We start from the raw sequence: 26481 nt of genomic DNA, 5'->3' as shown, positions 1-26481 counted from the left end.
TCCCATGCGCCGGATCACAGACCCGAGGTGAAAAGCTCGGCACCTTCGCCGGCTTCGGCCTTGGCACCGGCATTCGGGGCAAGACCACTGGTGAACATCTGCACCAGACCACTGGTAAACATTTCCACCGCATCGCCATCTTCGGCCGAAGTGCCGCTGGCCGACAGACCGCTGGTGAACATTTCGACACCCTCTCCCTTGGTCACGTCTGCCGAGGCGTTCGGGGCAAGACCGCTGGTAAACATCTGCACCAGGCCACTGGTGAACATTTCCACCGCGTCGCCTCTTTCCGCCGAGGTGCCGCTGGCCGACAGGCCGCTCGTGAACATCTCGACACCTTCGCCTTTGGCCGCTTCGACCGACGCATTGGGGGCAAGGCCGCTGGTGAACATCTGCACCAGACCGCTGGTGAACATTTCCACCGCGTCGCCATCTTCTGCCGAGGTGCCGCTGGCCGACAGGCCGCTCGTGAACATTTCAAGGCCTTCGCCGCGGCTGGCATCTGCCGAGGGGTTCGGGGCAAGACCGCTGGTGAACATCTGCACCAGACCGCTGGTGAAAAGCGCGGTCGCGCCGCCGTCCATCACATCGCCGGCCATTTCTGGCGAAAGACCCGACGTGAACATCTCGGTCGCCACGCCATCAAGGGGGCTGGCTTCGGTGTTGCGGGGCGAACGCTGTGCAAAGGTTTCGTTAACGATTTGAGTGGATTTTTGAGCGAGCATTTTTGAATTCCCAGTTGAGGTTTCGACCCCTTCACGCTTGCACCCATTCCGTGTTTTTCAAACTATTTTTTCTCGCTAATCGTGTTAAGCAGTGCAATATTTACATTAACTTTTGATCGCAAAATTCTGTATTTATTTAATTAAAACACAAAACTTACTGGGTCTATTTTTCGCCCGATTTGCGCCACATTCTCGCCGCATTTCCCGTAGAGTCCATCCGGTCCTGCACGGGTCTCGCTAAGAATCACCCCCCGAATCCGCAACGATCCGATCTAGCGCACAGGTGATTCCGGTCGGGGTTTCAGCGCCCGATTCCCTCCCGCTTCCCCCCTTGCCGATCCGTCTGATCCGGGGGATAGTCGCCCCAAACGGCGCGCAAAGGGGACACGTCATGAAGATCGCCACCTTCAACATCAACGGCATCAAAGCCCGCATCGACACCCTGCCGCGCTGGCTGGACGAAGCACAACCCGATGTCGCGCTGCTGCAAGAGATCAAATCCGTGGACCAAAACTTCCCGCGCGAGGTTTTCGAAGAGCGTGGCTACAACGTCGAAACCCACGGACAGAAAAGCTTCAACGGGGTCGCAATCCTGTCTAAATACCCGCTCGAGGATGTCTCGCGCGGACTGCCCGGAGATAACGACGACGAACAGGCCCGTTATATCGAGGCCACTGTCGTTGGTGACAGGGCCATCCGCCTCTGCGGTCTCTACCTGCCCAATGGCAACCCGACTCCGGGGCCGAAATACGACTACAAGCTGGCCTGGATGGAACGGCTGATCGACCGTGCGCGCGAACTGCTCACATCAGAAGAGCCGTTTCTCATGGCAGGTGATTACAACGTCATACCCCAGGATGAAGACGCCAAGCGCCCCGACGCGTGGACCGAGGATGCGCTCGCCCTGCCCGAAAGTCGCGCCGCCTTCCGCCGCCTGCTCAATCTGGGCCTGACCGAGGCGTTTCGCGCCCGCACCCAAGGGCCGGGCCATTATTCTTTCTGGGATTATCAGGCCGGAGCATGGGACAGGAACGACGGCATTCGAATCGACCATTTCCTCCTGAGCCCGCAATGCGCCGACCTGTTGCGGGACTGCCAGATCGACGCAAGCGAACGCGGACGGTCGAAACCCTCTGATCACGTCCCGGTCTGGGTCGACCTCGCCGCCTGACACCAATTGCCTTGCGGGGCCAAGAGGCCACGCACGGAGCAAACCTGTGTGCCGCAGGCACGCAACCGGATCAGGCCCCGGCGCGCTCCGTGGTGACGTCGTGGCGATAGATCCAGTCGTATTGCGCCATCATCCGCCCCGGTGCGATTGCAGATCCCAGGCGCAACCCCAGATGCGCGGCCACCCGCAATGGCGGCGTGCTCAGATGGTATTTCCATGCATTTTTCGAGGCCGTGTCGACCACCTTACGCACCCGCCCTTCGCGACGGCGCTGATAGGCGACGAGGCCTGACGGCACGTCTTGCGCTGCAGCAAGTTCCTCGGCCAGAACCCAGGCATCCTCCATCGCCATCACTGCGCCCTGCGCCATGAAAGGCAGGGTCGGATGCGCCGCGTCACCGAGCAGGGCAACATTGCCACGCTGCCAGACAGGGGCCACCGGATGCCGGAACAATCCCCAGCGCCGCACATGCTCCACCGCACCGAGAAGCGCCGGTACATCCCCACCGAAATCGGCAAATACCGCGCGCAGATTGTCCGGGTCGTCCGCGATATGCCAGCCTTCCTCGGCCCAGGCGGCCCGTTCCTGAACCGCCACGATATTCACCAGTTCGCCGCCGCGCAGAGGATAGCTGACCACGTGACGGTGCGGTCCCATATGCACTTGCGCTACGGGGCCGTGCCCCATCGTGTTGGGCACTGTCGCCCGCCACGCGACCTGTCGCGTGAAGAACGGTGCCACGGTGCCATTCAGGGCTGCGCGCGCCCTGCTGTGCAGCCCGTCGGCCCCCACCAGCAACGACGCCTTCACTTCGGAGCCATTTGCCAGATGCGCCACCGGCGCGTCTCCGGGCAGAATGTCCTGCACTTTCTGCAACAGGAAAACCTTGATTCCGGCATCGCGCACCGCGTCCGCCAACAGGTCGATCAGGTCGGCGCGGTGCACAAAATAATACCCTGCCGCCTCCCCAAGGCGCCCCAAGTCCAAACGCGTCACAAGCCGTCCCCCGGCATAGTCGCGCAACTCGACCGCCTGCGCGCGCACCGCTTTTTCCGCCAGTCGCTCTTCCAGCCCCAGCTTGCGCAGAACGGCCACGCCGTTCGGGCTGACCTGCAATCCGGCCCCGACTTCGGTGATCGCGTCGGCCTGCTCCAGCACGCTGACCCGCGCGCCCTGCCGGTGCAGGGTCAACGCTGCGGTCAGCCCGCCGATCCCGGCGCCAATCACCTTGGTTTTCAAGTCGTTCAGTTCCATGCGCGACCTATGAAACGAAAAACGCCGGGACAAAAGCCCCGGCGCGGTGTTTTTTTCTTCATGCCCTGCGGTTTAATCGTCGCGGTGCACTTTTTCGCGCCGTTCATGACGTTCCTGCGCCTCAAGGCTCATGGTTGCGATCGGACGTGCGTCCAGCCGCTTGAGGCTGATCGGCTCGCCGGTCACTTCACAATAGCCATACTCACCCTCGTCGATCCGGCGCAGGGCCGAGTCGATCTTGAGCACCAGTTTGCGCTGACGGTCCCGGGTGCGCAGCTCCAGCGCACGGTCGGTCTCTTCGCTGGCGCGGTCGGCCACGTCGGGGATATTGCGGGTGCTGTCCTGCAATCCTTCGATCGTATCCCGGCTGCCTGCCAGCAGCTCTTCACGCCAGGCCAGCAATTTGCGGCGGAAATATTCCACCTGGCGTTCGTTCATGAATGGTTCGTCTTCTGCGGGACGATAATCGTCGGGCAGGAAAGATTCTGCTTTCATTTCTGCTCCCTCATCGTGGTCAACGTCCATTGCGGTAGAATTCTCAGACATCGGACCCCCCTTCTCTGCGCCTGCCAATACTCGTTCGCCGTGGGATTGTCACTACCTCTTAACCCCGCATTGCGGACAAAATATGTCTAATGTAGGGTGCCGCTCGAATTAGCGAACGCGCGGGGAAACTTCATGAAATTCGAAGGCACCAAGGAATACGTGGCAACCGAGGACCTCACGGTGGCCGTCAACGCAGCCGTGGCGCTGGAACGCCCCCTTCTGGTCAAGGGCGAACCGGGCACCGGCAAGACCGAACTGGCCCGCCAGGTGGCAGACGCGCTCGGGCTGCGCATGATCGAGTGGAACATCAAATCCACGACCAAGGCACAGCAGGGGCTCTACGAGTATGATGCCGTTTCTCGCCTGCGCGACAGCCAGCTTGGCGACGAGCGGGTGCATGACATTTCCAACTACATCAAGCGCGGTAAGCTTTGGGAGGCCTTTGAGTCGGACGAAAAGGTTGTTCTGTTGATCGACGAGATCGACAAGGCCGATATCGAGTTTCCCAACGACCTCTTGCAGGAACTCGACAAGATGGAGTTCCACGTCTACGAAACCGGTCAGACCATTCGGGCCAAGCAACGCCCGATCATGATCATTACCTCGAACAACGAAAAAGAACTTCCCGACGCCTTCCTACGCCGCTGTTTCTTCCACTACATCCGATTCCCCGATGCCGACACGATGAAAAAAATCGTCGAGGTGCATCATCCGGGCATCAAGGAACAGCTGCTGACCACCGCGCTCACCCAATTCTACGAAATCCGCGACATGGCGGGGCTCAAAAAAAAGCCCTCGACCTCCGAGGTTCTGGACTGGCTGAAATTGCTGCTCGCCGAGGATATGGATCCTGCGGATCTCAAGCGTGACGGCGTGAATGCCCTTCCCAAGCTGCACGGAGCCCTGCTCAAGAACGAGCAGGACGTGCATCTTTTCGAACGCCTCGCCTTCATGGCGCGGTCGGGGCGTTAACTCCACGTAGCAGGATCGCATCTTCGGGGCGCAATCCGCCCCGAGGCTTCACCGCCTTGACCGCGCCACTGCCGAACCTGCTCCCAAATCTTGCCCCAAAGAGCCCATATGCTAGGCTGACTTACCCGAGCACAAGGAATGCGACATGGCCGACCCCCAGACCAAGATTCGCCCGCTGACCCATGCTGACGAATCCGACTGGCGCCGCCTGTGGACCGGCTATCTCGCCTATTACGAAACCTCCGTGCCGGAAGAGGTCTACGCGTCCACCTTCGCCCGCCTTCTGGGCGACGACCCGCAGGATTTCAACTGCCTCGTCGCGGAACAGGATGGCACGCTTGTCGGGCTCACCCACTACCTGTTCCATCGCCATGCATGGAAGATAGAAAATACGTGCTATCTCCAAGACTTATATGCCGATCCTGAAGTGCGCGGCACGGGTGTCGGCCGCAAACTGATCGAGGCTGTCTATGCCGCCGCCGACGCCGAGGGCGCGCCTTCGGTCTATTGGCTGACGCAGGATTTCAATACCACCGCCCGCCAGCTCTATGACCGCGTCGGCAAGCTGACCCCCTTCATCCGGTACAACCGCCCGTGAAGCTGCGCTTTCTCTTCCCGGTCCTTCTGACCCTTGGTGCCTGCATGTCCACGGGCAATGTCGACACGCCCACCCGTGCCGCCATCTCGGACACGACCCTGCCCCCGATGAAGAGCTTCGCGACGCCCCAACCGGCGCAGCCCGCGCGCTCCAATCGCGACATTGCCCGCGACTTCCTTGACCTCAGCTTCGAACTGGAAAGCGGGCGCAGCCTTGACACCCTCACCCGCTTTGAAGGTCCGATCACCCTGCGCGTCACCGGCAAGGCCCCGCCCGCCATGATGCCAGACCTCAATCGTTTGATTGCACGCCTGCGCAACGAGGCCCGCATTGACATCCGCCTCGTGCGCGATGCGTCTGCCAATATCACCATTCAGGCCGTGTCGCGCCGCGAAATCCGCAAGGCCCTGCCCCAAGCGGCCTGTTTCGTGGTCCCCAATATCTCCAGCCTGTCACAATACCGCTCGGCCCGGCGCAACGCCTCGACCAATTGGGCTTTGCTGGAAAGCCGAGAAAAAATCGCCCTCTTCGTGCCCAACGACGCCAGCCCGCAGGAAACCCGCGATTGCCTGCACGAGGAACTGGCGCAGGCGCTTGGCCCCCTCAACGATCTCTACCGCCTGCCCGACAGCGTCTTCAACGATGACAATATCCACGCCGTTCTGACCGGCTTCGACATGACGGTCCTGCGCGCCTATTACGATCCGTCCCTGAAAAACGGCATGACCCGCGATCAGGTCGCCGCCCGCCTGCCCGCGATCCTTGCGCGCATCAACCCGCGCGGTGAACGCCTGTCGTCGCGTTACCTGCCCGCCACGCCCCGCGCGTGGATTGATGCCGTGCAAACCGCGCTTGGCCCCGGCACGCCGCCCGCCAACCGCCGCGCTGCCGCGCGCCGTGCCCTGCAGATCGCCCAGCAACAGGGCTGGCAGGATCACCGCCTCGGCTTCTCACACTACGCGCTTGGTCGCCTCATGCAGTCCCAGGACGGCAACGCGGCCCACGCCCATTTTCTCAACGCAGACCGCGCCTATGCCCGCGTGACCCAATTCGGACCGCACCGCGCTTTCGTCGCCACGCAACTGGCCGCCCACGCGCTCTCCTCGGGCCGCACTCAGGAAGCGCTCAACCTGATCGCCCCGCAGCTCCCGCCCGCCGCGCAATACGAAAACGCGGCCCTGCTTTCGACACTCATGCTTCTGCGTGCCGAGGCGCTTGATGTGCAGGGCAAGCTGGATGAGGCCGGCGCTGTGCGGCTGGACAGTCTGGGCTGGGCACGTTACGGCTTTGGTCCGGATTGGGCGGTGCGCTCAAAGCTGCGTGAAATTTCCGCGCTCAGTCCGCTGAACAGGAGATTCTGAGGCGCATGTTCGTACTTTTCGGAGCCATTCTCGGAGCCATCATCGGCGGTGGCCTTGCCAAGAAACGCGGCGGCAAACGGCTTGATATCATTCAATACGCTGCCATCTATGCCATCGCCTTTGCGATCCTTGGCCTGTTTCTGACGATCTTCATTCACCGGATGAGTGTGTAATCCCGATGTTCTTGCGTTTCTTCGAAAACCTGCGGTCTGGTGGCGTGCCTGTCTCGCTGCGCGAGTTTCTGGGGTTCCTCGAAGGCTTGCGCGCCGGGTTGGCCACCTATGATGTCGAGGCGTTCTATTACCTCGCCCGCACCATCATGGTGAAGGATGAGCGCAATATCGACAAGTTCGACCGCGCCTTTGCCGCAACGTTCGAGGGCCTTGGCGAGATCACCATGGAGCAGGTTCTCGAAGCTGTCGACATTCCCGAGGAATGGCTGCGCAAGATGGCCGAGAAACACCTCTCCCCCGAGGAAATGGCCGAAATTGAATCGCTGGGTGGCTTTGAAAAGCTCATGGAAACCCTCAAAGAGCGGCTCAAGGAACAGGAAGGCCGCCACCAGGGCGGCAACAAGTGGATCGGCACCGCGGGCACTTCGCCCTTTGGCGCCTACGGCTACAACCCCGAAGGCGTGCGCATCGGCCAGAAAGAAAGCCGCCACCAGCGCGCGGTCAAGGTCTGGGACAAGCGCGAATTCCGCAATTTCGACGACACCGTCGAACTGGGCACCCGCAACATCAAGGTCGCCCTGAAGCGCCTGCGCCGCTGGGCGCGCGAAGGCGCCAACGAAGAGCTTGATCTCAACGGCACCATCCGCGCGACCGCTGAACACGGCTATCTTGACGTGAAAACCCGCCCCGAGCGGCACAACGCGGTAAAGGTGCTGCTGTTCCTCGACGTGGGCGGCTCGATGGATCCCTATATCAAGGTGGTAGAAGAGCTGTTCTCCGCCGCCCGTGCGGAATTCAAGCACCTCGAATATTTCTACTTCCACAACTGCCTTTACGAAGGCGTGTGGCGCGACAATCGCCGCCGCTGGAACGCTCAGACCCCGACCCACGAGATTCTGCGCACCTACGGGCCGGATTACAAATGCATCTTCGTTGGGGACGCCTCCATGTCCCCCTACGAGATCGCCTATCCCGGCGGTGCCAATGAACACTGGAACGCCGAACCCGGTCAGGTCTGGCTGGAACGTGCGCGGGATCAGTGGAACTCGAACCTCTGGATCAACCCGATCCCGGAAAAGCACTGGGGCTATACCCGCTCAATCCAGATGATCCGCGAGATCTTCGAAGACCGCATGGTCCCGATGACCTTGCAGGGGCTGGAACAGGGCATGCGCGACCTGACGCGCTAACCCTTTGATCCGATAACAATACCGACGTAATACCGACACGATACCGACGTGTTACCGATCGCGGTTTTTTGCGGTTTTCCTTGCCCCAGACGCGCGCTGCAGTTTCAGTGGGTCTAACCACAGGAGTCCCCGCGATGCCGCATCACTTCAGCGACGCAGAATACACCACCCGCCAGTCCCGCGCCCGCGCTGCACTGCGCGACAACGGCTTGGACGCCATCCTGCTGTTTGCCCCCGAAAGCCACTATTGGCTCACGGGCTACGACACGTTTGGCTTTGCCATGTTTCAATGCATGGTCATGACATCGAAGGGTGAAATTCACCTCCTGACCCGCGCACCGGATCGTCTGCAGGCCCTGCAAACATCAACCCTTTCCCCGGATGAAATCCACGTTTGGATTGATCGGGAAGGCGTTGATCCTATTGAAAATTTATCTCGGCTTCTCGACGATCTCGGCGTCAGGGCGGGCAACCTTGGCGTTGAATCCCGCACTGCTGGCCTGACTGATTATTGGGGCCAACGCCTGCGCGCGGCCCTGCCCGGATTGCAGGATGCATCCGACATTTTCCCGGAATTGCGCCGTCATAAATCCGATGCCGAAGTCGCCATGCATCGCCGCGCCGCCGCCCTGTCTGATGATGCGCTCGATGCCGCGATTTCCCTGACCAAACCCGGCGCGTTCGAGGGCGACATCCTTGCTGCGATGCAAGGCGCCGTTCTTGCTGGCGGTGGCGATTATGCGGGCAACGAGTTCATCCTCGGATCCGGTCCTGCCGCCCTTCTCTGTCGCTCCAAGTCTGGGCGCCAACATCTTGATAAAATTGACCAAATGACAATCGAATGGTCAGGCGCTTGCGCCCGCTACCATGCAGCGATGATGCAAACCCTGATCATCGGAACGCCCACCGACCAGCATCGCAAGATGCACGCAGCAGCCGAAGAAGCGCTGCAAGCTTGCGAAGCCGCCATCCGCCCCGGCGCCCCCATGGGCGATGTCTTTGAGGCCCACGCAAATGTGTTCGATGCCCACGGGTTGCACCATGCCCGCCTCAATGCCTGCGGCTATGGCATGGGGGCGGTTTATGCCCCGATCTGGGTCGACTTCCCGATGTTTTACGAAGGAAATCCCACCATTATGTTGAAAAATCAGGTGTTTTTCCTGCACATGATCCTAATGGACGCGGACTCCGGCAATGCCATGTGCCTTGGCCATTCGGTTCTGGTGCGCGCCGATGGCTGTGAACGCCTCAGCCGCCACGCCCCCAACCTCTTCACTTGCTAGTATCTTGCTCCCCGTCGTTTCATACCCCATATCCGATATATGCTGCGCTTTGCCCCGATCCTGATTGCCATCGTCTATGGCCTGCTCCTGTTCCGCTTCTCCGCGTGGCGCACCGCACGCGAACTCGATGCGCGCTCCACCGAACTGGCCGATCCGCAACTGGTTCCTCTTATCAAGCAAATGGCCGAGGCGCTCGACCTGCCCCGCATACGCGTTCATATCTACGAAATCGAACCGGTGAACGGCCTTGCCGCACCGGATGGGCGCATCTTCATCACGCGCGGGTTTTACAACCGGTATCGCGCCGGTGAGGTCAGCGCCCCCGAACTTGCCAGCGTGATCGCACATGAACTCGGCCATGTCGCGCTTGGCCATTCACGGCGCCGCATGATCGACTTTTCCGGCCAGAACGCCCTGCGCACCGCGCTCGCCATGGTGCTCTCGCGCTTCCTGCCCGGCATTGGTCCGCTTATCGCGAACTCGGTCATGTCACTCCTGATGGCGCGTCTCTCACGTGGTGACGAATACGAAGCCGACAGCTATGCCGCCGCTCTTCTGACCAAGTCGGGTATCGGCACCGGGCCGCAGAAGTCCTTGTTTCGCAAGCTGGAAGACCTGACCCAATCCGGCACCGCCCCAATGCCCGCGTGGTTGCTGAGCCACCCGAAAACTCCCGAACGCATTGCCGCGATCGAGGAACTCGAACGGAAATGGGGCCTCTCCACGCCCTAGCCCTGCGTCCTGTTCCCGAGAAAGCTGCGCGCCTCTTCAGCGCTCTCGAAGATATGCGCGCCCCGTCCGCGCTCGAACACATCGCCCAGCTTCATTCGCATGAAAGCAGAGCCGGAATACCGCGTGACCCGCCCATAAAACCTGTCTTCCAATGCGTTCACCATGGCGCCATAGGCGTCTTCAACCTCCGGGTCGATCCGCGCCCCGTCATAGTTGGCAATCACGTCCACACGATGCCCAAGCGGTCCACATACCTCTTCCACACGGCGGCGGATCATCTCGACCTCCCTGAGTGACCTCAGGCTCAACTTGCCGAAATTGATGAACAGGACCCGCGCTGCCCCATCAAGCGCGATCCGGTCCGCCAGATCGAGATGCAACAGGTCCACCCGCAGTTCCATCGGCTCGGGTCTGAAGATCCGCGCATCCATCTCAACCGGATCACGCAGGATGGGGCGAAAACCCATGTGGCCAAGGATGTCGCGTTCGATATCCATGCCCGGCGCAACCTCGATCAGCTCCACCCCGTTTGGCGTCAGAGAAAAGACGCAGCGCTCGGTCACATAGAGCACGGGCTTGCCCAGCCGAGCCGCCCGCGCCCCTGAAAACGTAACCTGCTCGACCTGTTGAAGAAACTTTGCAACTTTGCCTTCGCTCCGGATGTCCAGCACCCCGTCCTCAACCCCGACGTCCAAGCCAACGGAGGTGAAAGTTCCCGCAAACACAACAGCTTGGGCATTTTGGCTAATGTTGATGAAACCGCCGGCGCCGGCCAGTCGCGGGCCAAAGCGCGACACGTTCACCGCCCCGTCCGCGCCAACCTCTGCCATGCCCAGAATGGCCAGGTCGAGCCCGCCACCATCATAAAGATCAAACTGCTGATTCTGTGCGACGATGGCGTCGGTATTGATGGCCGCCCCGAAGTCCAATCCCGAAGCAGGCTGACCGCCGATCACACCCGGTTCTGCTGTCAACGTCAGGTGATCGAGTAGTTTTTCTTCGCTGGCAACGGCGGCCACCCCTTCGGGCATGCCGATCCCAAGGTTCACGATCCCCCCAACCGGCAATTCAAAGGCGGCACGCCGCGCAATGATCTTGCGCGCGGTCAGCGGCATATCGCCCGCGCCATCGCCCTCGACACGGAACTCCCCGGCAAATGCATGATTGTAAGGTGTGGCATAGGTCTGCATGTGGTCTTCAGGCGATGCCACGACCACCGCATCGACAAGCGCACCGGGAATTTCCACGTCCCTTGGACTCAGCGCCCCACGCGCCGCAATCCGCTCGACCTGCACGATGACCACCCCGCCCGAGTTCTTGACGGCCATCGCCTGGGCCAGGTTGTCGATGGTCAGGGCCTCCCGCTCCATCGTGACATTGCCTGCCGGATCGGCGGTCGACCCGCGCAACAAGGCCACCTGGATGGGTCGCGTCGGATAAAACAGAACCTTTTCACCGCCCACATCCATCAGCCGCACCACCTCTTCGGTGCTGATGTCATTGACCCTTCCACCCTGCAATCGCGGATCGACAAAAGTCTCAAGCCCGACATGGGTCAGCGTGCCGGGCTTGCCTGCGGCAATGTCGCGAAACAGGTGGCTGATCACACCCTGCGGCAGGTTCCAACCTTCGATGTCACCCGCAACAGCCAGCGCGGCCACCTTGGGGATCAACCCCCAATGCCCGCCAATCACCCGCCTGAGCAGCCCTTTGTGCCCAAGACGGTTCAACCCACGCTCTTTGCCATCGCCCTGTCCAGCCGCAAAAATCAACGTCAGGTCGCGCGGCGTGCCACTGTCTAGAAACCGCGTCTCCAGTGCTTTGAGAAGCGCCTCGGGCACGCCAATACCGACAAAACCTGACGTGGTGATGGTGTCCCCATCCGACACCAGCCGTGCGGCGGCCTCGGCTGAAATGATCTTGTTGGGCATGGTACGGGCTCCTCCAGAACCCCAGCCTTGCCAAGTCCGCCGCGTAAAGCAATCCCGTAGAACTCCGCGACCTGCGGCGACACCGCATGATGCACTCCCAACAAGGGATAACCCCGCCAAATGGCGGGGTTTGACGTTTCTATATCTTGAAAACGGGCTGCAGCAGGCGCGGTATCAGGCTGTTGAACCGCAGTGGCGCATCGGTCGCCGCAAGGCAGATACAGGGCGGCCCGTCATCGGCCACCGGCGTGTGTTCAAGGTCTTCATCCCCAACCTCGACATCGCCCACACCAAAGCGGCCTGTTTCGTCGCTGAAACTGCCCTGCAGCACGAGGGTAAGCTCCAGTCCGTTATGGCTGTGATCCGGCACCGCCCGCCCCCCGGGGATATGCAAAAGGCGCACGGACCCGGTGTCGCCGGTTTCAAGAATGCATTGCTTCACTCCCATCCCGAGCGATTTCCAGCGCGGCGGACGACCTTTCAAAGCCTCCATGACTGGTCCCGGATAGACCCCCGACCGCTTAACCGGTTCCGGTTCGGGGTCAACCGGCGCATCCAACAGCGCCAGCACACTGGCCTTGAGATCTTCTTCGACCGGGGCCTTGACCATCTCGTCAAGCACCACCCCGCCAGCCACCTCATGCGCCGCAACCGTTGCGCGGCAGGCATCACACATGGAAACATGTGCGGCCACAACCAGCGCATACGGTCGCGGCAGGCTGCCCGCGGCATAGGCCGCCATCAACGGCTCTGGGATATGATGACTGATCGCGCTCATTCTGCACGCATTCCTTTTAACTCGTGACGCAGCTTGTCCAGCCCCAGCCGGATACGGGACTTGATCGTCCCCAACGGCAAACCCGTCTTTTCACTCAACTCGCGATGCGACAATTCCCCAAGATAGGCCGCTTCGATCATTTCACGTTGTGCGGGCTTCAGACGTGCCAAAGCCTCTTTCAACTGTTTCGCTTCCTGCTCCATGCCAAGTACCTGGCTCGCATCCGGCTCGGCATCCGGCTCCTGCGCCAACTCTTCGGGCATGGGACGGCTTTCCTTACGGATCACGTCGATATGACGGTTGCGTGCGATCTGGAAAATCCAGGCCGAGACCTGCGCGCGCTGTGGATCGAACATGGCCGCCTTGCGCCAGACCGTCAGCATGACATCCTGCACGATCTCGTCGGCCTGACCATGCCCGCACCCCTTGCGCATCAGCATGCCTTTCACACGTGGCGCATAGTAATCGAACAGCGCTCCAAATGCGGCCCTGTCCTGACGGTCACGCACGGCCAGCATCCACGACGTCTGCTCCGTGTAGGAAGAACCGGATGACGGCGTCACGTTCCGACGTCCCCCGCGAGGAACCGCACGGCACGCTGCCGCGGAAGGTGCGTCATTTTCCAAAGGCTTAATGTCATGGCTCAGTGTCAGCATACACTCTCTACGGACGCAACAAAAACCCGGATCATTTTTTGATCTGTCCTGCATTGAGACGCGTAAACCCATTGATCAACGAGCGGAGTTTCCATGTCTTTCGACGCCCTTTCCTTTCAGCCGCAGCGCATTGCCATCGTTGGCGGCGGTATATCCGGTCTCGCCGCGGCATACCTTCTGGCGCCACACCACGCGGTCACGCTTTTCGAAGCGGCGCCGCGCCTTGGCGGGCACGCACGCACCGTGATCGCCGGGCGCAATGGGGATCAGCCTGTAGACACAGGGTTCATCGTGTTCAATTACGCGAACTATCCGCACCTGACGCGGATGTTTTCCGATCTCGACGTTCCGGTGATCAAGTCGGACATGACCTTTGGCGCATCGGTCGACAATGGCCGCGTCGAGTATTCCGTTCAATCTCTCGGAGCTTTGGTCGCACAGCGCCGCAACCTTGCGCGCCCGGGTTTCTTGCGGATGGTGCGCGACATCCTCCGTTTCAATGCCCGCGCCGAAGAACTGGCCCGCGATGATCTGACACCGCTGGGCGACCTCATGGATGAACTGGGTACCGGGGAATGGTTCCAGCGCTATTACCTCACGCCACTTTGCGGGGCCATCTGGTCCACTCCGACAGATCGCATCCGTCAGTTTCCAGCGCAGGCTCTGGTGCGCTTTTTTCGCAATCACTCCCTCTTGTCCGCGCGCGAGCAACATCAATGGTGGACGGTCAAGGGCGGCTCGATCGAATATGTCAGCCGCCTGACCCACCACTTGCGCGGGCGCGGCGTGGCGCTTCGTCCCGGAACACCGGTGACGTCCGTCAGACGTGGGCCCGACGGCGTATCCGTGTCGACCCGTGGTGGCGAACCCGAACAGTTTGATCAAGTAATCATGGCTTGCCATTCCGACCAGGCCCTCGCCCTGCTGTCGGATGCCAACGCTTCGGAACGGGCCGCGCTATCCCCGCTCAGATACCAGGACAACGAAATCTTCCTTCACCGCGATTCCCGCCAGATGCCCAAGCGGCGCAGCGTGTGGTCAAGCTGGGTCTACAAGGCGGACACCACGAAACCGGAACCCGCCATTGGCGTGACCTACTGGATGAATCGCCTGCAAAGCATTCCGGAAACCGATCCCATGTTCATCTCGCTCAACCCCTCCGAGCCGATCCCGGACGAGATGGTCTATGACCACAATACGTTCCGCCACCCGGTCTTCGATACCGACGCGATACGGGCGCAAGGCGCGTTGCACGCGCTGCAGGGCCGGAACAGGACATGGTTCGCTGGTGCCTATACCCGCCACGGCTTTCATGAAGACGGCTTTGCAAGCGCGGTCCGTGTCGTACGCCAGATGGACGAAATGGATCAGACGCACAGGCTCCCGGCATGATTGTCTGGCCCGAACACATTCGCGGTGTCACGACCCACACGCGCCGTGGTTCCATCAGGAACAGTTTTCGCTACGGCGTGGATTTCGTGCTGATTGATCCGGACAGCAGCGCCGGCCCGTGGCTATTCGGGCGCAACCGCCCTGGACTGATCTCAGTTCAGGACCGCGCCCATGGCGGCGCGCTCGGTGCCGGGCGCGGCGCGGCATGGGCACGCGACGCGCTCAAGCTGCGCGGTCTTGCCCCGGACAGCTACGAGTTGCGCCTCCTGACACAGCCGGGCTTTCTCGGACATGTCTTCAACCCGGTCAGCTTCTGGCTGGCCATGCAGGGGGACAATATCGTCGCCGTTATCTCCGAAGTGTCTACCCCGTTCAAGGACCGGCACTCTTACCTGACCCACCTGCCCGATTTTGCCCCGATCACGCCTTCCGACACCCCCCGGGCCACCAAACGCATGCACGTCTCCCCGTTTCAGGACGTCGCCGGAGACTATACCTTTTCCTTTTCTGTTCAGCCGGATCGGATCGCCATCCGCATCCTGTTCCGCAATGGTCCCGAAGGCGTCGTCGCGACGCTTTGCGGTACGCGTCGCCGCCTCTCCAACCTGGCCATCCTTGGCGCAACGCTGCGGCGGCCATTCGGCACCATCCGCACCGTTGCCCTGATCCACTGGCAGGCGTTGAAACTCAAACTCAAGGGCGCCCTCTGGCGCCCCCGCCCGACCCCTCCGTCCGAGGAAATCTCCTGATGTCCATCTTCACCAAACACCGCAAGACCCGTTTTCTGAACACCTGTGCTTCCATCTCTGACGGCGCACTGCGACTGACGACACCGGAAGGCGAACGGTTTGAGTTTGGCGAGGGCAGCGATGCAGCCGAGATGCATGTCTACGACTGGTCCGCTCTCAGTACGCGCTCCCTTGCGCAGACCTTCGCTGCCGGGCTCTGGGATAGCCCGGATTTGCCCACGTTGACTCACGTTCTGTTGTCAAACCCACATGCCTTCCAAGTGCAGCTCAGGGCCAGCCCAAAGATTCCAAAAGGTCTTGGCAACGAGTTTTTCCAACCTTGGCTCGACCCCGGGATGAGTTTCACTTCCGCACTTTTTGCGCCTGGCGAAACGGATCTCGCGCGCGCTCAAAAACGCAACCATGATCGAATACTGGGCATGCTGGCACCGGGAACGCGCCTTTTGGACGTCGGATGCGCCTGGGGTGCAATGGCCGAACACGCGGCCAATGTCGGGCATGAGGTGACGGGCCTGACCCAGTCTGCGGCCCAAAAGGGCTACGCGGATGCACGGCTTGACGGGCGGGCCGACATCCGCCGTCAGGACCCCCTGCGTGAGACCGCCATCTACGACAATATCGTTTCGCTGGAACAGCTCAATGGCCTGTCGCCTCGTCTTTGGGGCCGCTATTTGGCGTCTCTCCGGTCACGTCTTGCCAAGGGTGGGCGCATTGTCCTGCAGGTGGTGACCGCACCTCGAGCCTCACATGACTCACCCAGCCAAGCGCACCTGAACGGGATGATCCATGCCGCTGGCCTGCAGGTGCGCCACAGCTTCGCCTTCGCAGAAAGCTACGCCCGTACCGCGGCACACTGGCAGGATCGTTTGGCGAAACAATCTGCGCGTCTGTCCCACCTGGGGTTTGATCTGGAGTTACAGCGCGAGTGGCGCTTCGCGCTGGCGACGCGGTCCGCGCGCTTCCGAACCGGCCAGAATGATGTGGTGCAGCTTGCCCTGTCTCACCGCGCTTCGGCCCGCAGCTCATGAGGATGACCATGTCTTTCTTCTGGATAATCGCAGTTGCACTGATCATTGCCATGGTGTTGATCGGACGCACGACGATCGGCTTTGCCGCGCAAAAACCTGAGCACTATGCCGATTCTGGCCCCGCATTCGACCTTGCAACCCATCTGAACGGCGCCATCCTTTGCGAAGGTGTCATCTACGGGCCGCTCGGGCGCGTGGCCAGCCGGTTCGTGGCGCAGATGCAGGGTAACTGGTCCAGTGACTCGGGGACGCTTGACGAACATTTCACTTACTCCACAGGAAACACCCAATCCCGGCAATGGCGGCTGGTCCTTGGAGAAAACGGGCGTTTCACAGCCACGGCCGATGACGTGATTGGCATCGCCGAGGGCATCGTGAGCGGCGCGTCCGTGCGCATGACCTATCGAATTCGCCTTTCCGAAGAAGCCGGCGGTCATGTGCTGTCAGTCACCGACTGGCTCTATCTCACTGAGAACGGCACCATCATCAACCGCTCGCAAATGCGCAAATTCGGCATAAAGGTCGCGGAACTCGTGGCCACCATGCGCCCCAATCCGTCCGAACAGCAATCAGTGCGCGCCGCCGAATGAAACTTCACAGAAAAACCTATTGGATTGTCGGCGCATCCGAAGGGCTTGGGCGCGCGCTGGCGACTGCCCTTTCCCGCGAAGGCACCCATCTTATCTTGTCCGCCCGGAGTGCCGAAAAGCTCTCGGACCTTGCGGCGCGTTTGCCGAACGCAGAGGCGTGTCCGCTCGATGTCACCGACCCGTCCTCGGTGCGGGACACATGGATGGCAGTTATCCGGGGCAAAAGACTGCCGGACGGGGTGATCTATTGTGCCGGGGCCTATGATCCGATGACGGCGCAGGCTTGGGACACCGAAGCCGTGGAGCAGATGGTCGAGGTCAACTTTACAGGTGCGCTGCGCATTCTCGGCAACGTGGTGCCTGCCATGACCCGGCGCGGTGAGGGTCATGTTGTCCTGATCGGATCCCTTGCAGGCCATCGCGGCCTGCCCGGCGCGATCGGCTATGGGGCGTCGAAAGCCGCGCTGATGCATCTGGGCGAGAACCTCCGTGCCGACCTGCGCGGCACGGGCGTTCGCGTTCAATGTCTGAACCCGGGCTTCATCCGCACCCGCCTTACAGACAAAAACAGCTTCGAAATGCCCATGCTCATGTCGCCGGAAAAGGCTGCGGACCACTGTGTCCGGGCCATGAAAACGCGCAGGTTCTCAACTTCGTTTCCTGCGCCCTTTTCATGGCTCTTCACCATCGGGCGGCATGTGCCGCTACCCTGGTTCCAAACGCTATTTCGCCAAGGAAGCTGATGCCAACACCGACGCAATACCGACGTCGTACCAACAGGTGTTTTCCGTAATAAATACGGTTCGAAAATCCGAGAAACCGTGGTGCGGGTGGAGGGACTTGAACCCCCACGCCTCGCGGCGCCAGAACCTAAATCTGGTGCGTCTACCAATTTCGCCACACCCGCACGGTTCGCGCGTCTTAGCAAAGCCAAATGCGGGATGCGAGCAGAAAATGCGTCTAGAGCTCCAGTTTCCGAAACACTGCGGGCAGTTGCTCGGGCAGGTCCTCCGCTATCAGGCCGGGCCCGAATTCCAGCGCACATTCCACATGCAGCCAAGCCCCGGTTTCCGCCGCCGACATGGTCGAGAATCCCCGCGCCAAAAGCCCCGTGATAAAACCGGCCAGAACGTCCCCGGAACCAGCCGTTGCAAGCCAAGGCGCGCTGCGCTCGTAATGCGCGGAATTGATGCTGCACCGTCCCATTTGGTCTGCGATCACTGTATCCGGTCCCTTGAACAGAACAGTGCACCCTACCCGCTTTGCCGCTTCGCGCGTGGCATCCACCTTGGAATAGGCCGGCCCCTTGGTCGGCACCTCGACCAGCTTGGCATGGATATCCGGGAAAAGCCGCTTGAACTCGCCGCCATGCGGGGTCAGCACGCAGCGCTCGTGCAATAGGTCAAATAATTGTGCCGGTTCATCGGCAAAAGCGCTCAGCGCATCCGCGTCCAAAACCACGTCGGGTGCGTGCTTGGCACGCACTGCCACTGGAACCAGCTCCCGCGCTCGCGCCAGACCCAGCCCCGGCCCAAGGCAAAGTGCGTTGAGCCGCGCGTCTTCCAAAACGCTTTCCAGCCCTTCGGAACCTTCCACCCGCTGCAGCATGAGCGCGGTGATCTGGCTGGCAACTTCCATTTGCGCGCTTGGTGGCACGCCGAGCGTTACCAGCCCCGCCCCAATCCGCAGCGCCCCCCGCGCCGCCAGCCGCGCCGCACCGGATTTGCCGACCCCGCCGGAGAGGACCAGCGCGTGGCCGTGGGCGTATTTATGTTCGTCCGTTTCCTTTGATAAGTATGGACTAAGTGGAGGCTCGACAGCACGGCTTATGACACGCCCCAACCAGCGTTCCCCATGCTTCTCTATCAGCGTCTGCCGAGACAAAGAGCCCGGCTCATCGCTTCTGGACAAGCCAATGTCTGCGACAACAGTTTTTCCACATCCCACTGGACCATCATTCAATAAATGACCGGGCTTTTTGGAGTGAAACGTCACAGTCATGTGGGCGCGCGCCGAAAAGCGAAAGTGATCGTCCGAGTTGGGAAAATCGCGGCCGCTGTCGGCACAAACACCGCTTGGAATATCTACCGCCACGACGGCTGGACGGCCAAGTTCATGCCCGAACTCAATCTCAAAGCAATCCACCATGTCATCCAGATTCCAGAACAGCTCACCAAGGTCAGGCAGCCCGCGCGTCAAACCGGTTCCAAAAAGCGCATCAACCAGTAGATCACATTGCCAGGTTTCTCGCTTGTCGTAATCGGGATAGGATCCAACCTCCCCCATCTCACGCCACCGCACATAATTCACCTTCGCATCCGGCGGCAGCTTCTCGGCGTCCCCATAGAGAAACACCTCCACCTCCCAGCCCCACTCTTTCAGCAACCGCGCCACGACAAACCCGTCGCCGCCATTGTTGCCGGGACCACATAAAACCACCGCCCGTTGCGACGTCTTGGCCAGCTCCGGCCACTCCTCAAAGATCGCCTCTACAACCCCGCGCCCGGCCCGCTCCATCAGTTCCAGACCCGTCACTTCGCCCGACTCGATGGCCGCCATTTCAATGGCGCGCATTTGTGCAGCGGTGAGTAATTCGCTCATTTCCAAATCCCTTGCGATTCAATTCAGCGCGTTTTTCGAGCGTACTGCCTAATTTTTAGGCACACACATGAAATCCCTGCAATACGCCCCGTCCGCGTCACCATAGCCAATTGTAGGCCGCCAATGAAAGTGATCTGAGCGTTGCCAAGGTATCAGGTGAGGAGGCATCTCCAGATGAAAAAGATCGAGGCAATTATCAAGCCGTTCAAGCTCGATGAGGTCAAGGAAGCGCTGCAGGACTTTGGCATTCAGGGTCTGAGCGTCATCGAGGTCAAAGGGTTCGGGCGCCAGAAGGGCCATACCGAGCTTTATCGCGGCGCGGAATATGTCGTCGACTTCCTGCCCAAGGTTAAAATTGAGGTCGTTCTGGATGACGACCAGGTGGACGGCGCGATCGAAGCGATCGTCGATGCCGCCAAAACAGACAAGATCGGCGACGGCAAAATTTTTGTCAGTCCCGTCGAACAAGCCATCCGCATCCGTACCGGTGAATCCGGCCCGGACGCGCTTTAACCCACACCCTTTCCAGTAATCAGAAGGACAAAGAGAATGAGCGCAGACGCAGTTCTCCAGATGATCAAAGACGAAGGCGCCGCCTATGTCGATATTCGCTTCACAGACACGCGCGGCAAGCTGCAGCACGTGACCGTGGACGTGGACCTCGTGGACGAAGACTTCCTCGAAGAAGGCTTCATGTTTGACGGGTCGTCGATCGCTGGTTGGAAATCGATTGAAAACTCCGACATGAAACTGATCCCCGACACCACGTCGGCCTATGTGGATCCGTTCTATGCTGAGAAAACCATCTGCATTCACTGCTCGATCGTTGAGCCCGACACTGGTGAAGCCTATGAGCGTGACCCGCGCGGCACAGCCGAAAAAGCCGAAGCTTACCTGAAGTCCTCGGGCATTGGTGACGTGGCCTACATGGGTCCGGAAGCAGAATTCTTCTTGTTTGACGACGTGCGCTTCTCGAACTCGATCAACAAGGTTTCCTACGAAGTCGACGCAATCGACGCCTCGTGGAACACCGACACCGAGTACGAAATGGGCAACACCGGTCACCGTCCGGGCCTCAAGGGTGGTTACTTCCCCGTGAACCCGACCGACGATGCTCAGGATCTGCGTTCGGAAATGCTCTCGACGATGAAGCGTCTGGGCATGAAAACCGACAAGCATCACCACGAGGTGGCGTCCTGTCAGCACGAGCTGGGTCTGATCTTTGACACGCTGACCAAACAGGCGGACGAACTGCAGAAATACAAGTACGTCATCCACAACGTGGCCCAGTCCTACGGCAAGTCGGCAACCTTCATGCCCAAGCCGATCTATGGCGACAACGGCACCGGTATGCACGTGAACATGTCGATCTGGAAAGACGGCAAGCCGCTGTTTGCAGGTGACAAATACGCCGACCTCAGCCAGGAAGCGCTGTATTTCATCGGTGGTATCCTGAAGCACGCAAAAACGCTGAATGCTTTCACCAACCCGTCGACCAACTCCTATAAGCGTCTGATCCCGGGCTTTGAAGCCCCTGTGCTGCGCGCCTACTCGGCTCGTAACCGTTCGGGTTGTGTCCGTATTCCGTGGACTGAATCGCCCAAAGCCAAGCGCGTTGAAGCCCGCTTCCCCGATCCGTCGGCGAACCCCTACCTCTGCTTTGCCGCTCTGCTGATGGCTGGTCTTGACGGCATCCAGAACAAGATCGATCCGGGCGAAGCCATGGACAAGAACCTGTACGACCTTCCCGCCGAAGAACTGGCCGGTATTCCGACCGTCTGCGGCAGCCTGCGTGAAGCACTGGAAGCCCTTGAAGCCGATCACGACTTCCTGCTGGCTGGCGACGTGTTCACCAAGGACCAGATTGAAGGCTACATCGAACTCAAGATGGAAGAGGTTCAGCTCTACGAGCACACCCCCCACCCCGTCGAGTTCGGCATGTACTACAGCTGCTAAGTCAGACTGTTTTGCTCAACAACAAAGGGCGCCTTTTGGGGCGCCCTTTTCATATGGCTTGGTCTCACAAAACGTCCGCTGCGCGCGGCTGTGCAGGCGGTTGAATTGGATGTGAGCTATCGGACTGCAGTGTCGCTTGCCTGATTTGATCCTGTCCCGTTGGTAGCTCGCCGTCGCGGGATGGCGTCCGTTCATTCGTTCGCTCGAAACCTTGATATCAACAAACATGCCGGTCATCCTAAGGTCCGATTTTTGACTTCCAAAGTTGGAGTTGCATCTGGTGTTGGAACAACTTTTTAGAAGTGAGGTGGGTCGCAAGTTGCTTCTCATCGGAGTTTTGCTGATTCTGGTTGGGGCGGGTCCAACACTTCTATTGAAGGCCGTCGGGTGTGGGATCGGAACAGCGTGTCACAACCTTCCAACGCTCATCGGTGAATTGATCCAAACGCTTGTGTTCTTCGAGTGGATTTCTGGAATGATTTTCGTACTGACGATAATTGGCGGCGTCTTCCTCGTGGCTGGGACGTATTCAGAAATATCAGCACGCCGCAACCAAGAACGATAAAAGCCTGTACGGGTTGAAGCGAATACCATCTACAACTTCACCGAATGGCGATCCCGGGCACAGAACCGAAATTTGCCAAGTGCAAAATCAGCCTGGCGCATTACTTTCGAAGCTATGAATCCGCGCCCTTCCCCTTCGTCCCGAGATTGCTATCCTGCGCTGGAAGAACGCTGGAAAGAACCTCAATGCCCGAACTGCTCATTGTTTATCATTCCCGCACTGGGGGTAGTCGGCAGATGGCAGAGGCCGCCTTTTCTGCTGCCCTTGGAGAAACCCCAACCACTCTTATGACGGCCGACGCAGCTAAGCCGGAAGACGTGCTCAGAGCGGACGGATATATCTTCTGCGCACCTGAAAACCTCGCCACGCTTTCAGGGATCATGAAAGATTTTTTCGACCGCTGCTATTACCCGGTTCTGGGTCGTGTCGAGGGGAGCCCGTATGCCCAGATGATTTGTGCCGGATCAGACGGTCAGGGTGCCGCCCGGCAATTGGCACGGATCGCTACAGGCTGGCGGCTCAGAGAGGTGCAGCCCCCCCTGATCGTGAACACTGACGCCCAGACACCGGAGGCGATACTCGCGCCCAAGACCCTTGAAGAACAAGAGCTTGCCCCCTGCCGAGAGCTTGGCGCGGCAATGGCCGCGGGACTGGCGCTTGGGGTGTTCTGAGTTCTCTCAGACCAGTAGCTTGGAATAGTTCAGTTCGTTCCATGGAACAAGCGCGTCGTGAACACGGCCCCAGAGCGAGGCAAACAGCATCTCGTCCAGTCCGGTGCGTTCACGCAGAGCGCCCAACGGCGTACGCCCGTCCACCAAAGACACAATCTGCGCAGCTTCTTTCGGCAGTTTGAGAACGGCGGTTTCCGTCTGGAAATCGAGCACGATCTTGCCTTTCTTGGCCACCAGTCCGGCAAGTTGCGGCCCAGCGAGGCTCTTGAAATGCGGAACCGCCCAAGGATCCTTCGGGTTGGCGTGGAGCACGTCGCGCGCGGCTGGAACGGCATAAACGACATGGGTCTTGATTGTACCGCGCAGTTTTTCGGCCACGTCCATGGCCGCAATGATGTCCATGCCGTCCGGGCGCTCAACACCTTCCGGCAAAAGCCGGTCCAAATCATACTGGGCTGTCGGAAGAAAACCGGCAGGCTTGAGATCTGCTAGCCTCAAAGCCTCAGCCAGTTCGCCTACTGTGTAGGGACGATCCTGGGAATGCAGCAGCAGATCGTAGAACCCCGCATCACTTTTTTTGTGGTCCACAAGCACCTGATTTCGCTTGAAAGAATGCGCGTCCGGCACGGCCTTGAGAACTGCTTTTCCAAGCTTGAGCCGATCCTTGGCCGACATTCCCTGTGACAAGGTGCCAAATGCCGATTGCAACTGGTAGACCCCTGCCCGTCCATATGGCGCATAGACCATCAAACCCATGCCACCCTCGGGCGACAAGGCTGCGGACAAGGCCCGGAACCCCTCATCCGGTTCGGGCAAATGATGAAGTACGCCACAACAGTCGATGTAATCGAACGTCCCAAAATCCGGCGCATCCAAAAGGCTGGCCGTGTGAAAGGTGACGTTTGAAAGCCTGCGTTCGGCAATTCGAGCCTCGGCAATCTCGCGCGCTGTGGTCGACAGGTCCAGATAAGTGATTTCATAGGGCCGCTTGGCGCTCGTCAGGGTCTGCGCCAGTTGCACCAGTGCATCCCCGGTGCCACCACCAGCGACCAGAATGCGAATGGGCGCGCGCCAGTTGCGTTTGCCTCCGAACAGGAAATGATCCATCTCGACAGGATGCGACGGCGACCCACGAACCAGCCTTTTACGCTCATCTTTCGGATCGCGGGCTGGGTATGGGTAGGTGTCGTATTGTTCGGTAATGCTCATTCCGTTCCCCTGACTGTCAGGTGCCACATTTGCAGAGCGTCGATCCGGCGCCAAGCCTGTTTCGGACAGAAACTGGCATACAGAGGAGCGCTCATTCTGTCGCCACGTTTTCACGGGCGACGACGAAGGTGTGAATGGAAAACACAACGGCCTCACTCCGGGGCAAACGGAGTATGCTCTGACGTTCGGATCTCAAGTACGGCGCGCTGCTTTTGTCCACGGGCGTGCGTCTTTCGTTTTCGCTGCGAGGCTGAAACAGGTCGGGGTTGTTGTACCAAAGCAAATTCTTGCGCCACATGGGCCTTTCTACCCGCACTCCATCAAACAGGCGCTGAACACGACGCGCAATGTTGTCGTCATAACTGTCGACCGGCACATGAATTCCCGTCAGCGGTTTTCCGAATTTCTCGGACAAAGACCAGCTGGCCGGAAAGCACAACACCGCGCCCGTTAGCACGTGCTGATCTCCTTGGCGCTGCAGGATACAAATGTCCTCCTGCACAAGCCGCGCGACAGAGCCTAAAGGGTCCTGACCATCAAGGGTGACCTTTCGTCCATCCGGACATGTCACAACCGTGCCGGACACCAAGAACCCTTCCTTCTCCTCAAGCAGCTCAAGGATCACGTCCAACAGCTCTGCTGCCGCAGCGCAAGCGTGTTCATCAAGTGCAAGCACATCCCCGCATCGCCTTGCCAGCAGTTCCTCTCGCAACGCCATTTGCCCGGCATAAGCCTCGTCGATGATCAGCCAGTCAGTCATTTTCATCGGCGAAATGCCTGGCAAGGCCACTTCGGCAAAGGCGTCATAGGGGATATGTGTCTGCAAAATCTCCGTCATGAGACCTTTCTTAGCCGCGCGCCATCCGCCCTGCATCCCAAAACGGACATCCCGCGTCGGAAACAGGCACGACCTTGATGATTCGCCAGATCAGACTGGCCTTGTGGGAAAATGGGAGGCCATGATGAACGACCACTATCGCGACATTCGCAAGATTGACCCGACCCGTGGTGCAGTCCTGGGCGATAACACGCCAAATGACGGCGATCGGATCGAAATCGGCCCGACGCGACTGGCGTTCGGCGAATGGGCAGGGGCGGGTTTGCAGCTTCCCGACCTTCCAGCCATGCGCCGCCACCGTTGGCAGCGCCTCACGCAACATATCGTTGATCGAGACTATGCCGGTCTTCTGATGTTTGATCCGCTCAACATCCGCTATGCCACCGACAGTACCAATATGCAGCTTTGGAACACGCACAATCCGTTCCGCGCCGTATTGCTTTGCGCCGACGGATACATGGTCATCTGGGACTACAAGAACGCGCCTTTCCTAAGCAGTTTCAACCCCTTGGTGCGCGAAGTTCGTTCGGGCGCCGACCTGTTCTATTTCGACCGGGGCGACAAGATTGACGTGGCCGCAGATGCGTTCTCGAATGAAGTGCGCGCGCTTTTGCAGGAGCATGCTCCGAGCAACAAGAGGCTTGCCGTGGACAAGGTCATGCTTCACGGGCTACGCGCGCTCGAGGCGCAGGGACTGGAGATCATGGAAGGTGAAGAGGTCACGGAAAAGGCCCGCGCGGTCAAAGGGGCGGATGAAATCCTTGCCATGCGCTGCGCCCATCATGCCTGCGAGACCGCTGTTTTCGAGATGGAGCGTTTTACTCGCGAAAACGTCCCCCTAGGCAATACTAGCGAAGATGACATCTGGGCTGTTCTGCATGCCGAAAACATTCGCCGCGGAGGTGAATGGATCGAAACCCGCCTTCTCGCATCAGGTCCAAGAACCAACCCCTGGTTCCAGGAATGCGGGCCCCGCATCGTCCAAAATAATGAGATCGTCGCGTTTGACACGGATCTGATCGGGTCTTACGGAATCTGCATCGACATCAGCCGAACGTGGTGGATCGGCGACCAGAAGCCAACGAACTCAATGATCTACGCCATGCGCCACGCACATGAGCATATCATGACCAACATGGAGATGCTCAAGCCGGGGGTGACCATTCCTGAACTGACGGCCAACGCGCACAAGCTTGACGATAAGTTCTGGAACCACAAATACGGCTGCCTGATGCATGGTGTGGGCCTTTGCGATGAATGGCCATTGGTTGCCTATTCCGACAAGGCTGTGCCAGGGGCCTTCGACTATCCGCTCGAGCCAGGGATGGTACTTTGTGTTGAGGCGCTGGTCGGGGAGGAAGGCGGCGATTTCGCAATCAAACTCGAAGACCAGGTGTTGATCACGGAAGATGGCTACGAGAACCTGACAACATATCCTTTTGATCCTGTCCTCATGGGAGAGTCATGATACACGGCGCCTCCCATTTCGTCACCATGGCGTGAGAATGCTG

General features: G+C 59.8%; 26 protein-coding genes and 1 tRNA gene. 17 read left to right on the top strand and 10 right to left on the bottom strand.

The features are described 5' to 3' along the window. Positions 1-14: 14 nt before the first annotated feature. Positions 15-725 (bottom strand): DUF6749 family protein, encoded by a 711-nt coding sequence (locus tag BMZ35_RS11450; RefSeq protein ID WP_093093993.1) that lies wholly within the window; start codon positions 723-725, stop codon positions 15-17. A 391-nt stretch (positions 726-1116) separates the two neighbouring features. Here BMZ35_RS11450 and xth point away from each other — a divergent pair, with 391 nt between their 5' ends. Continuing rightward, positions 1117-1896 (top strand): exodeoxyribonuclease III, encoded by a 780-nt coding sequence (gene xth, locus BMZ35_RS11445; RefSeq protein ID WP_093093992.1) that lies wholly within the window; start codon positions 1117-1119, stop codon positions 1894-1896. A gap of 70 nt (positions 1897-1966) precedes the next feature. On the opposite strand, the gene BMZ35_RS11440 is transcribed toward xth, so the two are convergent. Beyond that, complete coding sequence (locus BMZ35_RS11440; protein ID WP_093093991.1) at positions 1967-3151, bottom strand: FAD-dependent oxidoreductase; 1185 nt, start codon at positions 3149-3151, stop codon at positions 1967-1969. A gap of 72 nt (positions 3152-3223) precedes the next feature. Further along, positions 3224-3646, bottom strand: a complete 423-nt coding sequence (gene dksA / locus BMZ35_RS11435; RefSeq protein ID WP_093094181.1) for an RNA polymerase-binding protein DksA — start codon at positions 3644-3646, stop codon at positions 3224-3226. Between the two features lie 183 nt (positions 3647-3829). Here dksA and BMZ35_RS11430 point away from each other — a divergent pair, with 183 nt between their 5' ends. From BMZ35_RS11430 to BMZ35_RS11400, 7 genes are all read left to right on the top strand, one after another. Then, complete coding sequence (locus BMZ35_RS11430; RefSeq protein ID WP_093093990.1) at positions 3830-4669, top strand: AAA family ATPase; 840 nt, start codon at positions 3830-3832, stop codon at positions 4667-4669. A 145-nt stretch (positions 4670-4814) separates the two neighbouring features. After that, positions 4815-5267, top strand: a complete 453-nt coding sequence (locus BMZ35_RS11425; RefSeq protein WP_093093989.1) for a GNAT family N-acetyltransferase — start codon at positions 4815-4817, stop codon at positions 5265-5267. Positions 5268-5311: 44 nt separating this feature from the next. Then, positions 5312-6628: a DUF2927 domain-containing protein gene (locus tag BMZ35_RS11420; protein WP_093094180.1), complete on the top strand. Its 1317-nt coding sequence runs from the start codon at positions 5312-5314 to the stop codon at positions 6626-6628. Between the two features lie 5 nt (positions 6629-6633). After that, entirely contained in the window at positions 6634-6801 is a 168-nt protein-coding gene (locus tag BMZ35_RS20925; protein ID WP_093093988.1) for a hypothetical protein, read from the top strand. A gap of 5 nt (positions 6802-6806) precedes the next feature. Next, positions 6807-7991 carry a vWA domain-containing protein gene (locus BMZ35_RS11410; protein ID WP_093093987.1) on the top strand — a complete coding sequence of 395 codons (1185 nt, stop codon included), beginning with the start codon at positions 6807-6809 and terminating at the stop codon, positions 7989-7991. 134 nt (positions 7992-8125) lie between these two features. After that, a complete protein-coding gene (locus BMZ35_RS11405) occupies positions 8126-9274 on the top strand; it encodes a M24 family metallopeptidase (RefSeq protein WP_093093986.1) in 1149 nt (382 codons plus the stop codon). A gap of 39 nt (positions 9275-9313) precedes the next feature. After that, complete coding sequence (locus BMZ35_RS11400) at positions 9314-10006, top strand: M48 family metallopeptidase (RefSeq protein WP_093093985.1); 693 nt, start codon at positions 9314-9316, stop codon at positions 10004-10006. On the opposite strand, the gene BMZ35_RS11395 is transcribed toward BMZ35_RS11400, so the two are convergent. The 3 genes from BMZ35_RS11395 to BMZ35_RS11385 form a co-directional block, all read right to left on the bottom strand. Continuing rightward, a complete protein-coding gene (locus BMZ35_RS11395) occupies positions 10003-11937 on the bottom strand; it encodes an acyl CoA:acetate/3-ketoacid CoA transferase (protein ID WP_093093984.1) in 1935 nt (644 codons plus the stop codon). The genes BMZ35_RS11400 and BMZ35_RS11395 overlap by 4 nt on opposite strands. A 139-nt stretch (positions 11938-12076) precedes the next feature. Continuing rightward, positions 12077-12715, bottom strand: coding sequence for a ChrR family anti-sigma-E factor (locus BMZ35_RS11390; protein WP_093093983.1), 639 nt, complete (start codon positions 12713-12715; stop codon positions 12077-12079). Then, on the bottom strand, positions 12712-13233 hold the full coding sequence (locus tag BMZ35_RS11385; RefSeq protein ID WP_093093982.1) for a sigma-70 family RNA polymerase sigma factor: 522 nt from the start codon (positions 13231-13233) through the stop codon (positions 12712-12714). Before BMZ35_RS11385 ends, BMZ35_RS11390 begins: the two co-directional genes overlap by 4 nt. A gap of 231 nt (positions 13234-13464) precedes the next feature. Between BMZ35_RS11385 and BMZ35_RS11380 the strand changes: the two genes are divergently transcribed. From BMZ35_RS11380 to BMZ35_RS11360, 5 genes are read left to right on the top strand one after another with little or no spacing between them, the layout of a single operon-like run. Further along, entirely contained in the window at positions 13465-14763 is a 1299-nt protein-coding gene (locus BMZ35_RS11380) for an NAD(P)/FAD-dependent oxidoreductase (protein ID WP_093093981.1), read from the top strand. Next, a complete protein-coding gene (locus BMZ35_RS11375) occupies positions 14760-15512 on the top strand; it encodes a DUF1365 domain-containing protein (protein ID WP_093093980.1) in 753 nt (250 codons plus the stop codon). The genes BMZ35_RS11380 and BMZ35_RS11375 overlap by 4 nt, the downstream gene beginning before the upstream one ends. Further along, the gene (locus BMZ35_RS11370) at positions 15512-16540 is read left to right on the top strand and encodes an SAM-dependent methyltransferase (RefSeq protein ID WP_093093979.1); all 1029 of its coding nucleotides are present in this window, start codon (positions 15512-15514) and stop codon (positions 16538-16540) included. The genes BMZ35_RS11375 and BMZ35_RS11370 overlap by 1 nt, the downstream gene beginning before the upstream one ends. An 8-nt stretch (positions 16541-16548) precedes the next feature. Beyond that, the gene (locus BMZ35_RS11365; RefSeq protein ID WP_093093978.1) at positions 16549-17130 is read left to right on the top strand and encodes a DUF3833 domain-containing protein; all 582 of its coding nucleotides are present in this window, start codon (positions 16549-16551) and stop codon (positions 17128-17130) included. Beyond that, positions 17127-17873 (top strand): SDR family NAD(P)-dependent oxidoreductase, encoded by a 747-nt coding sequence (locus BMZ35_RS11360; RefSeq protein ID WP_093093977.1) that lies wholly within the window; start codon positions 17127-17129, stop codon positions 17871-17873. Before BMZ35_RS11365 ends, BMZ35_RS11360 begins: the two co-directional genes overlap by 4 nt. 79 nt (positions 17874-17952) lie before the next feature. Here BMZ35_RS11360 and BMZ35_RS11355 read toward each other — a convergent pair. Continuing rightward, positions 17953-18037, bottom strand: a tRNA-Leu gene (locus BMZ35_RS11355). A 53-nt stretch (positions 18038-18090) separates the two neighbouring features. Further along, on the bottom strand, positions 18091-19731 hold the full coding sequence (locus tag BMZ35_RS11350) for an NAD(P)H-hydrate dehydratase (protein WP_093093976.1): 1641 nt from the start codon (positions 19729-19731) through the stop codon (positions 18091-18093). Between the two features lie 174 nt (positions 19732-19905). Between BMZ35_RS11350 and BMZ35_RS11345 the strand changes: the two genes are divergently transcribed. The 3 genes from BMZ35_RS11345 (at position 19906) to BMZ35_RS11330 (ending at position 22923) form a co-directional block, all read left to right on the top strand. Beyond that, positions 19906-20244: a P-II family nitrogen regulator gene (locus BMZ35_RS11345; RefSeq protein WP_093093975.1), complete on the top strand. Its 339-nt coding sequence runs from the start codon at positions 19906-19908 to the stop codon at positions 20242-20244. 36 nt (positions 20245-20280) lie between these two features. After that, positions 20281-21687, top strand: coding sequence for a type I glutamate--ammonia ligase (gene glnA, locus BMZ35_RS11340; protein ID WP_093093974.1), 1407 nt, complete (start codon positions 20281-20283; stop codon positions 21685-21687). Positions 21688-22437: 750 nt separating this feature from the next. Further along, the gene (locus tag BMZ35_RS11330; protein WP_093093972.1) at positions 22438-22923 is read left to right on the top strand and encodes a flavodoxin family protein; all 486 of its coding nucleotides are present in this window, start codon (positions 22438-22440) and stop codon (positions 22921-22923) included. A 6-nt stretch (positions 22924-22929) separates the two neighbouring features. On the opposite strand, the gene BMZ35_RS11325 is transcribed toward BMZ35_RS11330, so the two are convergent. Together BMZ35_RS11325 and BMZ35_RS11320 are read right to left on the bottom strand one after the other, a co-directional pair. Further along, positions 22930-24132, bottom strand: a complete 1203-nt coding sequence (locus BMZ35_RS11325; protein ID WP_093093971.1) for a class I SAM-dependent methyltransferase — start codon at positions 24130-24132, stop codon at positions 22930-22932. Positions 24133-24223: 91 nt separating this feature from the next. Continuing rightward, the gene (locus BMZ35_RS11320; protein WP_093093970.1) at positions 24224-24970 is read right to left on the bottom strand and encodes a heme-dependent oxidative N-demethylase family protein; all 747 of its coding nucleotides are present in this window, start codon (positions 24968-24970) and stop codon (positions 24224-24226) included. Positions 24971-25094: 124 nt separating this feature from the next. Here BMZ35_RS11320 and dddP point away from each other — a divergent pair, with 124 nt between their 5' ends. Then, positions 25095-26438, top strand: coding sequence for a dimethylsulfonioproprionate lyase DddP (dddP, locus tag BMZ35_RS11315; protein WP_093094179.1), 1344 nt, complete (start codon positions 25095-25097; stop codon positions 26436-26438). Positions 26439-26481: the final 43 nt, after the last annotated feature.

Source organism: Shimia aestuarii (assembly GCF_900114635.1).
GTDB lineage: Bacteria > Pseudomonadota > Alphaproteobacteria > Rhodobacterales > Rhodobacteraceae > Shimia > Shimia aestuarii.
The sequence above is the reverse complement of the archived record's forward strand: the minus strand, read 5'-3'. Positions and strand labels throughout refer to the sequence as shown.

Coding starts and splice junctions, on each gene's coding strand:
- BMZ35_RS11365 (WP_093093978.1), top strand. CDS start 16,549: ATGTCTTTCTTCTGGATAATCGCAGTTGCACTGATCATTGCCATGGTG.
- dddP (WP_093094179.1), top strand. CDS start 25,095: ATGAACGACCACTATCGCGACATTCGCAAGATTGACCCGACCCGTGGT.
- BMZ35_RS11385 (WP_093093982.1), bottom strand. CDS start 13,233: ATGCTGGCCGTGCGTGACCGTCAGGACAGGGCCGCATTTGGAGCGCTG.
- BMZ35_RS11390 (WP_093093983.1), bottom strand. CDS start 12,715: ATGAGCGCGATCAGTCATCATATCCCAGAGCCGTTGATGGCGGCCTAT.
- BMZ35_RS11380 (WP_093093981.1), top strand. CDS start 13,465: ATGTCTTTCGACGCCCTTTCCTTTCAGCCGCAGCGCATTGCCATCGTT.
- BMZ35_RS11405 (WP_093093986.1), top strand. CDS start 8,126: ATGCCGCATCACTTCAGCGACGCAGAATACACCACCCGCCAGTCCCGC.
- BMZ35_RS11375 (WP_093093980.1), top strand. CDS start 14,760: ATGATTGTCTGGCCCGAACACATTCGCGGTGTCACGACCCACACGCGC.
- BMZ35_RS11450 (WP_093093993.1), bottom strand. CDS start 725: ATGCTCGCTCAAAAATCCACTCAAATCGTTAACGAAACCTTTGCACAG.
- BMZ35_RS11320 (WP_093093970.1), bottom strand. CDS start 24,970: ATGACGGAGATTTTGCAGACACATATCCCCTATGACGCCTTTGCCGAA.
- BMZ35_RS11345 (WP_093093975.1), top strand. CDS start 19,906: ATGAAAAAGATCGAGGCAATTATCAAGCCGTTCAAGCTCGATGAGGTC.
- BMZ35_RS20925 (WP_093093988.1), top strand. CDS start 6,634: ATGTTCGTACTTTTCGGAGCCATTCTCGGAGCCATCATCGGCGGTGGC.
- xth (WP_093093992.1), top strand. CDS start 1,117: ATGAAGATCGCCACCTTCAACATCAACGGCATCAAAGCCCGCATCGAC.
- BMZ35_RS11395 (WP_093093984.1), bottom strand. CDS start 11,937: ATGCCCAACAAGATCATTTCAGCCGAGGCCGCCGCACGGCTGGTGTCG.
- BMZ35_RS11430 (WP_093093990.1), top strand. CDS start 3,830: ATGAAATTCGAAGGCACCAAGGAATACGTGGCAACCGAGGACCTCACG.
- BMZ35_RS11325 (WP_093093971.1), bottom strand. CDS start 24,132: ATGAGCATTACCGAACAATACGACACCTACCCATACCCAGCCCGCGAT.
- BMZ35_RS11350 (WP_093093976.1), bottom strand. CDS start 19,731: ATGAGCGAATTACTCACCGCTGCACAAATGCGCGCCATTGAAATGGCG.
- dksA (WP_093094181.1), bottom strand. CDS start 3,646: ATGAAAGCAGAATCTTTCCTGCCCGACGATTATCGTCCCGCAGAAGAC.
- BMZ35_RS11440 (WP_093093991.1), bottom strand. CDS start 3,151: ATGGAACTGAACGACTTGAAAACCAAGGTGATTGGCGCCGGGATCGGC.
- BMZ35_RS11370 (WP_093093979.1), top strand. CDS start 15,512: ATGTCCATCTTCACCAAACACCGCAAGACCCGTTTTCTGAACACCTGT.
- BMZ35_RS11400 (WP_093093985.1), top strand. CDS start 9,314: ATGCTGCGCTTTGCCCCGATCCTGATTGCCATCGTCTATGGCCTGCTC.
- BMZ35_RS11425 (WP_093093989.1), top strand. CDS start 4,815: ATGGCCGACCCCCAGACCAAGATTCGCCCGCTGACCCATGCTGACGAA.
- BMZ35_RS11330 (WP_093093972.1), top strand. CDS start 22,438: ATGCCCGAACTGCTCATTGTTTATCATTCCCGCACTGGGGGTAGTCGG.
- BMZ35_RS11420 (WP_093094180.1), top strand. CDS start 5,312: ATGTCCACGGGCAATGTCGACACGCCCACCCGTGCCGCCATCTCGGAC.
- glnA (WP_093093974.1), top strand. CDS start 20,281: ATGAGCGCAGACGCAGTTCTCCAGATGATCAAAGACGAAGGCGCCGCC.
- BMZ35_RS11360 (WP_093093977.1), top strand. CDS start 17,127: ATGAAACTTCACAGAAAAACCTATTGGATTGTCGGCGCATCCGAAGGG.
- BMZ35_RS11410 (WP_093093987.1), top strand. CDS start 6,807: ATGTTCTTGCGTTTCTTCGAAAACCTGCGGTCTGGTGGCGTGCCTGTC.